Origin of the sequence: Coxiella-like endosymbiont (genome assembly GCF_002871095.1) — a bacterium.
GTDB lineage: Bacteria > Pseudomonadota > Gammaproteobacteria > Coxiellales > Coxiellaceae > Coxiella.
In genome coordinates this window covers 1-13,118 of sequence record NZ_NSHJ01000095.1, presented here as the reverse complement: position 1 = coordinate 13,118, position 13,118 = coordinate 1, and the positions used below count along the sequence as shown (strand labels likewise).

Below are 13,118 nucleotides of genomic sequence, written 5' to 3'. Positions count from 1 at the left end.
TCATAGATTAATATAATTTTTATTAAACTAAGTTGAAAACTGATAATTTTAAACTTAGTAATATTTCTGGTATTTATAAGAAATATTTTAATCTTTATATTACTTTTTTATTGTTTAAGTGTTTATGACTTTTAAAATTATTGTCTTTCCTTCAGTCGTCTATAATTTTAAGCAAATTAAACTAGAAATTATTTAAAAAAGAATGGAGATACTATGTGTCAAAAGCCTTTGACCCTGTTCTTACATAAGAAATTCTCAACCTTGCACAATTGCTTAAATTAAAATTTTCATCAATACTCTCTATCATGATATTGATAATTTTTTAGGGACAGTATCTGGAACCACTCATTTCAGCAATAATAACCTCAAAGATATTTTAACGATCTTTCTTAAAGATGGTTTTTTTGCTTTAAATTTTTAATTACAATGACGAACTTTCTGTTTCTGTAAGAAGTTTAAGAGCACTTCTAATATTTACTTTAAAAAGGTTCCTATTACATTTCTGTTAGAATTTTATTTCAAAATAATTAAAATAGAGAAATACTAATAGAGAGATACTATAATTATAAAATCCTAAGCCAATCTTCAAATATGCAGATCAACATTATGTAAAATAAATTGCAATCTTACAAAAATTACTAACTTCTTTATAACTAGATATTTCGCTTCTTATCATAAATGAATTTTAAAACGTTTAATTTCTCTCAGAGATTTTCAATTTAAAAAGTAGGAGGGATTTTAGTATATCCCTAATTTTTATAACAAAAAACATCAAAAATATCAGAGGAAACAAAAAGTAAGGCCGCAAATTAGTTGATTTTTTTAGATAAGATTTTACGCTTGCGCTACCTCAGCGTTACCAATACGAATAATCATTTAGCCATTCACTGCTCAGATCTCAGGTGCATTTTCACCTTAATTTAATAAAAATTATTTTCCTGACAAGTTTATTAGTTACTAACTTTATTGGTCGTCAATTTATGAGCTGGTAGAAAAATATAATAGCCTTTATTCCCCCTAATTTACAGTATTTATATTGCACTTAGTCGAATTTCTACGCCAAGTCACCTAGAACCTGGCTTTTGTAAGCGCTAACAATTTTAAACATATATATTTTAAAGCAAAAGGAGATTTTGGTAGTTTTCCGTGTAGAAACAACTCTCAATTTAAGCTTAAAGTTTCTAATGTTTTCTTCTCAGAAAGAGTGTATTGCTCTCAATATGTTGATTGAAACAAGGATTTAAATAATTATTTTGGTAGGGTCCGTCGTCGTTACACTAACCATCAAGACAATATCACTCTTTATAATCATATCTATTTACTATTATTGAATAGGTTAGCCAAGCAATACTTTGATCCAAATAAGATAAAAATATTATAAAAAGCTGATCTAAAATTAAATATTTTGTAATCAACAACCTTCTCAATAAAGCGTGGCAACTTATCAACTCAAGTAAATCTTTAATTTATTTAAACTATTACTATTTTAATTTATATGACTTCTCTTAATTATTCAAATTATACTTATTTAAGTATTCTGAATCGACCCAGAAACGCTTTTAGTGGATTACAGTTACCATGTTGATTTTTATCTTAAATAGCATATGGTCATCACGACCTTTTTCTCTACTGCAATGATGAGTGCAATTAAAAAAAGTTGAGGAAAAGAAATGAATCACTGCTAATGAATATCAATATTTCCATAACTCCACATTCATGATTGGAATGGTTTTAATTACATTTTTTCGTAACATCTTAAATTATATTTTTTATATCCCGCTGATTATTATTGCTAATACCGTTAGTCAATTATACCGTGTAGCTTTATTACTTACTAAAGAATAGTTTTAATTATAGTTTAGATATTTATTATTTTAGTTATTCTCATGAACCGTGGATAAAAATCATATATATTCCTTCCTGGGGGCTTAATAAATTTCTTTCAAATGATTAATATATTTTTAGTTTAAAAGTACTTTTTCTAGTGTGAATCATTGATGTCTTTTTGATCGTTACTAGTATTCTATTAACAATTATAATAATTGACTAATTGACACTACGATCCATCTCTACGAGAGTCTATTGAGATGGAATTACAAATTTTCATCTTTATAAATCTTTATAACTACTATCTTTATAACTACTATGGTTATTGCCCCTATACTTTCTTGATTCACAGACTCCTGTATCACAAAAAATATATCAAATAAATAGATTTAGCTTCAAAACTAGAAATTAGAACTACGAATTTCTAGTAAACATTTACTTTCAGACTTTTCAAATTTTAGCCAACCTAATAGTATTTAGTATAGCATTTAGTATTTCGTTAAATTATTGTGTTTTAGTAATTTCTCTTGATCCCTCCTATAACTCCCGTTACTATTCACAACTCCTTTTGTCGTTAGCTAAAAATATGCGTACGCATTACACTAATAAAATTAATTCTACATTGATTGGACAGACTATTACTCTTGCAGGCTGGGTTCAGGGGCGTCGAAATCACGGTAATCTAATTTTTATCGATTTGCGCGACCGAGAGGGAATAGTTCAAGTTGTTTGTGATCCAACTAGACCTTCTACATTTAAGAGTGCTGAAAGTCTTCGAAATGAATATGTCATCAAAGTTGAAGGTATCGTCCGACAACGTCCGAAAGGAATGGTTAATCCAAATATTACTTCTGGAGAAGTTGAAATAGCAGCAACGGATCTAATTCTTTTAAATAAATCTAAACCATTACCCTTTAATATCGATGACTACCAAGAAGTAAGCGAAGAAGTACGCTTAAAATATCGATATCTGGATTTACGACGACCCACAATGGCTCATCGACTCAAAATGCGCTCCTATATCATTCGGGAAATTCGTCGATTTTTAGATAAGCATGGGTTTTTAGACATAGAAACCCCAATATTAACTAAATCTACTCCGGAAGGAGCCCGTGATTATATCATTCCAAGTCGCACTCACCACGGTCATTTCTTTGCCTTACCCCAATCGCCGCAAATTTTTAAAGAAATTTTGATGGTAGCGGGGTTTGATCGATATTACCAAATCGTTCGCTGTTTTCGGGATGAAGATCTCCGGACTGACCGCCAACCCGAATTCACTCAGCTCGATTTAGAAATGGCCTTTGTGGAAGAGAAAGATATTCAGGATTTAATAGAAAACTTGATCCGTTATTTATTTTTCACTTTTTTAAATGTGGATTTACCGAATCCTTTTCCACGTATCACTTATGCAGAAGCAATTAAAAACTATGGTACAGATAGACCTGATCTTCGTAATCCTTTAAAATTTGTCGACGTGAAGGACTTAATGAAAACTGTTGAATTTAAAGTCTTTAAAGAGACAGCCAATGATCCTCAGGGGCGTATAGTTGCTTTACTCTTACCAAAAGGTGCTGAATTAACACGAAAAGCAATTAACGATTACACACGATTAGTCGGTACTTACGGAGCTAAAGGGCTAGGATATATTAAAGTGCATAATATCGACCACAAGCCTAAAGAACTTCAATCCCCAATCTTAAAATTTCTATCAGACCAAATAATTTCTGAGCTTTTACATCGCACTCAAGCACAAAATGGTGATCTAATATTTTTCGGAGCTGATAAAGCAAAAATTGTCAACGAATCTCTTGGAGTTTTACGGGACCAATTATGTATAGATCGTAATTTATATGTAGGAGAATGGAAACCATTATGGGTTGTGGACTTTCCAATGTTTGAACGGGAAGACGTAGGAAAAGATTGGCAAGTGTTACATCATCCTTTCACAGCTCCCCAAGACACAGATTTTACGAAAATAATGTCTAACCCGGGGGGGGCGCTCTCACGTGCTTATGATATGGTCCTTAATGGAAGCGAAATTGGGGGTGGATCTATTCGTATTAACAATATTGACATGCAATACACAATATTAAAAATTCTTGGTATTTCAAAAGAAGTAGCCCAAACCCAATTTGGGCACTTACTAATGGCATTACAATTTGGATGCCCACCCATTGGAGGAATTGCCTTTGGATTGGATCGCTTAGTAGCCATCATGATTGGAGCTCCTTGCATTCGGGATGTAATTGCTTTTCCGAAAACCCAAACAGCGCATTGTCCTTTAACAAATGCTCCTGCTCCTATTGAAATTCAACAATTAGAAACTTTAGGCCTCAAAGTAAAAAATAGAAAATAGGTGAATAATGGCTGGACATAGTAAATGGGCAAATATTAAGCACGTGAAATCTCGCCAGGACATCAAACGCGGCAAGGTTTTTACTAAATTAATTCGTGAAATTATTGTAGCTACACGTCTAGGAGGCGAAGATATAAATTCCAACCCTGGATTACGCACTATAGTCGATAAAGCATTTAGTGCTAACATGCCGAAAGATACCATTAATCGGGCTATTAAACGTTGTGTAAAAACAGCAGCTGCGGATCATTTAATCAAAGTACGCTATGAAGGGTATGGTCCTTATGGTGTAGCTATAATGGTGGATTGTTTAACCGATAACCGAAATCGTACAGTGGCTGAAGTGCGACATCTTTTCAGTAAGTACGGAGGTAATTTGGCCGCAGCAGGATCAGTTTCATATTTATTTAAACAACAAGGAGTTATCACCTTTACTCCACAAAATAATGAAGAAAAAATTATAGAGGTCTCTTTAAAGGCTGGTGCTGATGACGTAAATACAAATGAGGAAGGTAATATTAATGTCCTAACAAGTCCTGAAGTCTTTGAGCATGTGCGCAAAGCAATGAAAGCTAGCAACCTTATTCCTTCTCATGCTAAAATTATTATGTTTGCTTCAACAAAAGTTAAACTAAATAAAGAAAGTGCCGAACAAATGGAGAGATTCATAGAAATGTTAGAAAATCTTGATGATGTCCAAAATATTTATTCTAATGCAGATTATGATAAGTAAGTATCTTAGAATAGTAAGATAAACCCAGCTGAAACAAATTGTAATTAGCAGCGATTCAGGATCACAAATTACCGGCTACAGCATTATTTAATTAAAAAGTTATCGATCAAAGTTATATAATATTTAAGTATATCAAACCTTAGGTCCACTCTTTGAATTATTTTTTTGAATTATCGACTCCAAAAATCGAGATAGGATTAAGTAAGGTAATCGCTAATCATCAACTCAACGAAGCAGTTATTAAAGAGGTATTTACTTTTTATAATCCATCATTTAGCTTTAACACTAAAACAGAGCTTGTAGTGCTGCTTTTTATAACTACTGTAGTTTTTAATTTATACCTTACCTGGTTGTCGCTGAATAGAAAACACACGAGTGCACGTATTAAATCAAACAAGCCGTCATAGGCTATGGTATAGAAAACCACAAGCACAACTACAAAAATACCAATGTAAGATATGAGGATTCGAATAGTGTTGTTAGAATTAGCAAAAGCGCTGCTAACCACCGATGCGGTTAATGTATGAGTGATTATTTTATGCCATATAATTACTTTCTATTTAACCGAAAAATTAATACAAATCTAACAAAAATTTCCTTAGTTTTATGATTTTATAAGCATAAAAATCTCCCAATTAAAACAAATTCATTTAACATAAATTAGTAAATAAATTAAGTTAAAAAAGAAGAGATACCTGATCAGACAGATTCTCAAAGAATTATTTTAAAAAAACGCTCCTTATGTATTACTCGAAGTGTGCGAAATAGGCTATAAAATTGCATAGCACCTTTATCAATATTTTAATAACTTCCCGATATCGGTAAAGAAATAGTACTCTATACTCATCTTGTTGTTGTGCCTTAAAATCCTAATACACTGTATGGCTTCAACACAATAAATCTGGCTATCGTTTATCCTTCTTCCTCGCACGTGAATTAAAATTAAAGTAAATGATGTTGAGCCGAAAAATTAGCATTCACAATATTCTCTGATCTGAAACTTACCTGGACCAGATGAATTTATATCTTGTATTATCAAACAAAATATTCATTAATTCATAAGAATTTCAGGAATTGACCGAAAAAAACAACAGAAAATTTAATTATTGAAACCAAAGATTCTTTAATAAGCTGGAAATCAAATATAAGTTCTCATAACGAAAAAATTAATGCAACCTTTCTATCACTGCCACGTAACATGCTATTAATGCTTTAATCACATTAGATTATATAACTCCAAAGAAGTTAAAAGTGCATTTATTTATCATGCAGTGCAGGAAAGTAAAGTAAACAAGTGACGACTTTTAATTTACACCAAGCATTAAAAATAATAGTAGAAGTCTGTCCAATCATGGAAAATCTCTTAATAGGATATACCTCTTTATGGAGTCGAGCCAAGCTGTAGTAGAATATATTTTATTCGTCCACTCCCTCGATATTAAATAATTACATTGGTTAATTAACTGTATGGAAACAAATAGATATTTTTATTTGTGCAGAAATCAAACATCAGGCAGCCTTAGGTTATATGTTAATTTTTAAGTTCCGCTAAAATTGGATAAAACAATTCCTAACCTATATAAAAACAACTCCTAACTTCTTTTTTATATTATATTCTTATATGGATATCCTTATATGGAATGCACAATCGGACTTAAAACAAACTTCAGGGCTTGTTTTAGAAAGAGGAAGTGATTTAACAGCTTTGCTTACAAAGCTTAAAGTACACGATGTCTATTTATTTGTTAATAACGAAATTCATCGATTAAATCTAGTGGTTGAAGCAGTGTTATATCGAGCGTTAGAAGATTTCTAATTGGAGAGCATGATTGGCGAAGGTCCTACAGCTTATTTTAATTAAATTAGATTTACCTCTTTTTAATTGAGTAAGCATTACTACCAACCCACAGAGTGTTATTCATCTCCCTTCCAAGTAATCCTTTTGGAATTTTTTACCCAACTAATCTAGAATTTTACCACCTCAACGATTTAGTTCGCATAGTAAGTCAAACAGCTAACATTTTAAGGGTACATATTTAGGAAAAAGTTACTTAAAAATTAGGCTCCTCACTATTTCATCAGCACTCCCATATTGCAAATCGCTTACTGCAGCGAATTCATGACTTTTCAAAAACTTCAAGCTTATAGAATCATTCCTAAAAATATCCCTAATGAGGTGCTAGATTTATTAAATGTCGATAATCATAGTTTAGATGTGATGGATTGAAAATTACTTCACACTATTTAAAAAATTCCAAAAGGAGGATCTATCAGAATCGAGAATCTTACGACAGCTATTTCTCTAAGAAACCTAGCTCTCTCAAAGAGGTTATTGAACTTTCTTGAATTCAAGAAGAGTGTATTATTCGTATACTTCGAAGTCGTATCTCTACAGAACAAGCCTACCACCATTTGAAATTATCCGTATATTTTTCCACTTCAGAAGAACGACTACCCATCGAAAACTATAACCTAAACTTTACTATCTTATCCAATAAAGTTTTTACTTAATAGGTCAGAGAACTCAAAGAACCAAAATTATAATCTACAAAGCGATTACCCATTGAGCAATGGGTGTATCTTAAGGCTACATTTAAAAACAGAATGTCAAAGAATTTACTAAATATATTTTAGTTTTTGTCAGCGTTATTTTTTGATGATAAGCTTAATCTTTACTTTAAAAGTAGGAAATAATTTTTTATTAACTTAAATTAATATACGTTTACATGTTAATGATAGTATCTTTTTAATAATTGGTATTATTTCCGCTACTTATTATGCTTTACCCTCATAATTAATTTTTTTACATTAAAGTATTTATTATTTATGTGAGACTTGTGTGTATATTGCTTTTACCTCAGTCTACCTATCACTATTTTAATTTTTATCACCTTATCTTAATTCTTAATGATGGCTAATTATTGCATCTTTTAGATGCTTATTGCACAGTGGATTTTTCATCATTCTAGAAAGTTTGGTTAATTCATTAAAAGCAATTTACGTATTTATGCTCAAGGCTGTTCTTTATATGATTTTTTTTAATCTACACAAGCACTTAAGCACTTTTATTACATTTAAGTAATGTGAAAAACTTTGTTCTTTTCATTATAGCTGCTTTTTATCTTCATATCACTCGTTCATTGAGTGATAACATACACACTACAATCATCCCCACATTTTAAATACTCTTCTATTTTAAACTTTTTTTAACTTTATCGAATATCACGCCAGTAAATATTTTAAGAGCTCTTTATGTAGGATTAAATATCCTAGCAAGCTACCTATGGTTTATTTACTTCTATAGATTATCAATCATCATTAGCTAAGTGTAAAGTATCAATAATCTAGAACGTTACTCTGGTATTCCGTGGAAACATTTCAAATACCTTAGACCGTCTTAAAATTATTTTAATAATAGCTTGAATGCTTATTTCGAATATCTTCAATATTACAATAGTTTTATTTCCCCACCAAAAAATTATATCTTAATTTTTTAATTCATTATTGCTTAATTAATTTTTATTATTTTTATTTATCTAATTGAGTGTTGCTATTTATTTTTATGAGAGGGATAACTTATACCTAGACTCTTCTTTGCATAGTAAAAATACTATAGCTGTTACCCAAGGTCCTTTTAACTCACTCACAATCTTTTAACTCACTCACAATCTTTCTCTAGCATAATGGATCCTTCATGTAGTGCCTGGCTTTATTTCGGAAGTAGAGTAGGGGCTAGGAAACTTGTTGATTTATTTTGTTATTATTGGTAGAGTATTTTCAGTCTTTATTATTTTTTGGCGAAGTTTCACTTTACTAGGTGTACGTAAAGAGCAACAGAAAAAAGTATTTTAATACCTTGAAACACTCTCTACATACGTGATGAACTTACTCTCCCTGTCATAAACAGTTTAAATCTACAGGTTAAAAAGATGTACTACTCAAGCATCTTTGCTAAAATTAATCCATAATTCATACAACAGATAGGAAAAACATGAGCGAACTCACTCTATGGAGTTTTATCAGTAATACCAGCTTTGTGGTTAAATTTGTAATCTCTCTTTTATTGCTAGCTTCCATTACTTCATGGTCTATTATTCTTCAACGGCTTCTTTTATTACGCCAAACTCGCAAAGAAATAAAGAAATTTGAAGATCTTTTTAGATCTGGAAGCAATTTAACTACGCTATATCATCAACTCACAAAAAAAAAGAATAAACTTTCAAGTACAGCTAGTATTTTTTTTGCTGGGTTTAATGCATTTTTTCGTTTAAAACAAGAATCTAATCCCACTACAGAGGCTATTTTAGAAGTAACACAACGTGCCATGCGTATTGCCCAAAGACGGGAAGTAGATTTTTTAGAACGTAATTTAAATTTTTTAGCAACAGTCGGTTCAACCAGTCCTTATGTAGGATTGTTTGGCACTGTCTGGGGAATAATGAGTTCGTTTCAAGCTTTAGGGGCTGTCCAACAGGTTACTATTTCTATAGTAGCTCCTGGGATTTCAGAAGCCTTAATTACAACTGCCATAGGGCTTTTCGCTGCTATACCCGCTGTAATTGCTTACAATCGTTTTACCAGTGGGTTAGAAGAAATAACTCAAGGTTACGATAATTTTCAAGAAGAATTTTTAACTCTATTACATCGAAAATCTTATAGTGTAAGGAAAGAAAATGCGAAAACGACCATTAGCTGAGATCAATATGGTTCCTTATATTGATGTCATGTTAGTTTTATTAGTTATTTTTATGATCACTACACCGATTTTAACACAAGGCGTTAATGTCAGGCTTCCAGAAGCCGCTGCGAATACAATTGTTTCACATCAAAAAGACCCAATCATTGTCAGTATTGATAGTCACGGAAATTATTTTCTTAATATTGCAAAAGAACCCTCTCGGCCAATAAGAACTCAAGATTTAGTTACTCAAGTCGCCTCTGTTTTACAATTAGCTAACCAAAATAATGAAAAACAAGAAATTTATGTGAAAGGTGATCAAAAAGTAACCTATGGAAAAATCGTTCAAATGATGGTTTTATTACAAGATGTCGGCGCTAACAGTATAGGACTTATGACTCAAAATCCACCCTCTTAAAATAAACTTTTTATTTTGAACTTTTTTAAGAACTAAAATATTATCATATGCTTACTTATACACTATCTAATTAATTCTATTACTTTTATCACTATTAAAACAACTTTAAGTGACCCATCAAAAACAGATAATTCTGATAAGTTGGTTTAATGGTCGTAGAATTAATTAGATCTAATACTTACAAACCAATAATAACCTTTAAAAAAATTATATGTGCTACCGAAAATTCCAATATTAATATAATATTAGAATGAATATAATATTAACCCAAAAAATTAGAAAAAACTTGATACTCAAAGACTAGAGAAATTTTATGAGCAAATTTTAATAGAAGCTACAATTTCTAAACTGATCATATTCGATGATTCTGATACCCAAGAGCCTCTCCCCACTTTTATAAATCTAAATACCGCTAACAGATAGAGAAATAAAACCCTTACAATAGCAACAATCTCTTTAGAAAGAGATAAACAGATCATTTAAAACTCAATACGAGAACCCTTTTATCTTGACACCAAATGCATCAGCACCTAAAATTGTAGCAGTAGAAACGTAAGACAGATAAGACAGACGGAAAAAATCAAAGACGGAAAAAATCTTGGATACTAGTCAGTAAAGTAGTGAAGGTTAGTATCAAAAAACTGCTCAGAAAATAAATATCCAGAAGAATTTCCTTCCTATCTTGATAATTTCGATCAATTAATAATCACACAGATTTTTACCAACAGAATACTTGTTTATTTATTAAAATTATGAGTGCCAGATTTCTAGTGCAATTATCGCTCTCCCAAATATCGAGATAACTTTGAAAAACAATAAATTACCCAGAGGTTAGCCTCACTATATTTTTTCTCTCTCCATCTTAGATGGATTAAATTTTTTAAGCGCTGGAAGCAACTAAAACAAGTTTTAATTTATTATTCCAGTCTTATTAAAAATATTCTATATATTTTGGGAAAAACCTCCTTTGAAAAACAAACGACCAGCATTTTTAGAGTCTTTAAAAAAATTAGATCAAAAATTCTAAAAAAATATATAATGAAACTGCCTTATAAAAATGTTTTCTATGCTCTCTTTAAAAAAAGAGTATATTTGTCATAACATATTATATTTCTAAATAACTCCTAACTTTTAGGAGCTAACATTTTTTCTTACAGGTTGTTTCCAAAAAGATTTTTTCCAGTCTAAATATGATTTTTCTAAATTCTTCTATTGCGGAACTTGTTTAATAAATTATGCTCCTCTTCCATCCTGCTCTAACTAATAGAGGAATTGTAGGAGAAGAAATAAATAAATTGTGTAAACTATCTTATTTCATCTTCTTTTTAAAGAATAATCCTCCACATATCTAAAATTTCTATTCATCTGATCTTTATTGATCAATTATGCTGGTACAGCGATTTATTAAATTATTTGATAGTGATTCTTTTGATCCTCTGATCTAACGTCCTATTATTAGAAATATATATTAAAATAGTTAAGATAGTTTGATGATTTCTTATATTCTCTGCTAATAGAAGTTTCTTATAAGCAGATTTATGTAAATAAATCCATAGCGCTGCCAAAACACCTGAGTTCCGTTTTTGAGAATATTATTTTAGGCTCTATCATCTCCGATATTATTAAATTTTTTATCTATACTATAATACATGGATGTTATTAGTCGATATTAATACCCTAAATTACTAATCGTTTTTTCCGGTATAGTATCTGCTAGTTTCAGAATTAAAATTACACTTAAATTTAATAAAGAAATCAAATACCAACTTTAGAAAAAAAGTGTCTACTAAATTAAGCATTATTTTGATGATTTTTTTATACCCTTTAATAATAGCATATATATTATAAGATAATTGACCTACTTATATACTTCGCAGAGTCGTGAAATTCAATATCAACCTGCTACTATAGTTATAATGTGTATAACGTGCTGTTATAGTTATTTTATACGATAGATTATCAGAAAAATTTGAAAAATTATTTAATCAAGATTTTTTCAATTTTTTTAAAAGCCACTTACTTTAAGAATCCCGATTGATTCGATCTCTTAGTTATCAGAATATATAAAGCATTTCCTTAAACAAAAATTTATCTTTCTTTAAAAGTTTAGAAAACTTTAACAAAAAATATCTTGGGCACGAATGTAAATCATTAATACTTCTAGATATTTTAGATTAGAATATAAAGTCATCGAAAAAAAGTCAGTTTTTTCACTTTTTCCCCAAGATCTGACTCAGAATAATGAGAAGAGTGTGAAATACTTTGGGATATAAAGCAGAGGCTTTTACAAACGCCTATATAGTTAATCGAATATAGTAGGATAATCTACATCCGCTAAAACTTAGACGTCGTATAACTGATAAAAGTCAAAAAACCTATCTCTTGTTCTTTTAGAATTCCATGTGCCTTCTGGCAATTGATTTGAGAAGCCGTCTTATCTGTTTTTGAAAAGCTATTAACAACTCTCCTATAAGTATTTCTTATAGGTATTGGTTAATATAATAGTTTTTTGCTTATTCTTTCAAAAGAAGATAGGGCTCAATATACAGTTTTCCTTCATTCCAACTAGCTACATAAAGTTAATTAATCATTAAACGGGGATCTTTAGATTCACTATATTAAATAAATTAAACAAAGCGTTAATATTAATAGAATACAAATAAGATACACCTTATACAGTAGTTCTTTGGGCTCACGCCTCCTAGATCGTTTATACTATAAATTAAATAACTAGCTTCAGATGTTCAGATAAAGAAAACACATAATCAACTATTAAATTGTCGGGACCGAAAAAGACTATTTAGGGTAGAGGTATACTACAGGTTTGTTCTTAATGATAATGAAAAATACTTCTAGGAAGAACACAAATAAAAATCTGTAATTTAATCTCTAACTTTTTAAAAACTAGACCAATTAAATTTTTTAATCCTACAAGGGAAGTATAAAAATATTTTTTCTGTGCGGAAAATCAAAGAGCGGGATAGTAGCTTAATTAATGACGATACCGTTTCGTAGCATGTAAAGCAATTAATATTGAATTAAAATAATTAAAACCATTCCCAGTATGAATTGATCCAAATCAACTTTGAGATGAGTTTCCAAG

The 13,118-nt window shown here is 30.4% G+C and carries 5 protein-coding genes; all 5 read left to right on the top strand.

Going from position 1 to position 13,118, the window contains the following annotated elements:
- The first annotated feature begins 2,413 nt into the window (after positions 1-2,413).
- On the top strand, positions 2,414-4,186 hold the full coding sequence (gene aspS / locus CLERM_RS01870) for an aspartate--tRNA ligase (protein ID WP_102156906.1): 1,773 nt from the start codon (positions 2,414-2,416) through the stop codon (positions 4,184-4,186).
- Positions 4,187-4,193: 7 nt separating this feature from the next.
- Positions 4,194-4,919, top strand: a complete 726-nt coding sequence (locus CLERM_RS01865; RefSeq protein ID WP_102156905.1) for a YebC/PmpR family DNA-binding transcriptional regulator — start codon at positions 4,194-4,196, stop codon at positions 4,917-4,919.
- Positions 4,920-6,540: 1,621 nt separating this feature from the next.
- Positions 6,541-6,735: a hypothetical protein gene (locus CLERM_RS01860; protein WP_102156904.1), complete on the top strand. Its 195-nt coding sequence runs from the start codon at positions 6,541-6,543 to the stop codon at positions 6,733-6,735.
- Between the two features lie 2,175 nt (positions 6,736-8,910).
- Complete coding sequence (gene tolQ / locus CLERM_RS01855) at positions 8,911-9,615, top strand: protein TolQ (protein WP_102156903.1); 705 nt, start codon at positions 8,911-8,913, stop codon at positions 9,613-9,615.
- On the top strand, positions 9,593-10,015 hold the full coding sequence (tolR, locus tag CLERM_RS01850) for a protein TolR (RefSeq protein ID WP_102156902.1): 423 nt from the start codon (positions 9,593-9,595) through the stop codon (positions 10,013-10,015). The genes tolQ and tolR overlap by 23 nt, the downstream gene beginning before the upstream one ends.
- Positions 10,016-13,118 lie beyond the last annotated feature (3,103 nt).

Bases quoted from the DNA above. Each gene is read 5' to 3' on its own strand.
- aspS (WP_102156906.1), top strand. From the start codon at position 2,414: ATGCGTACGCATTACACTAATAAAATTAATTCTACATTGATTGGACAG.
- CLERM_RS01865 (WP_102156905.1), top strand. From the start codon at position 4,194: ATGGCTGGACATAGTAAATGGGCAAATATTAAGCACGTGAAATCTCGC.
- CLERM_RS01860 (WP_102156904.1), top strand. From the start codon at position 6,541: ATGGATATCCTTATATGGAATGCACAATCGGACTTAAAACAAACTTCA.
- tolQ (WP_102156903.1), top strand. From the start codon at position 8,911: ATGAGCGAACTCACTCTATGGAGTTTTATCAGTAATACCAGCTTTGTG.
- tolR (WP_102156902.1), top strand. From the start codon at position 9,593: ATGCGAAAACGACCATTAGCTGAGATCAATATGGTTCCTTATATTGAT.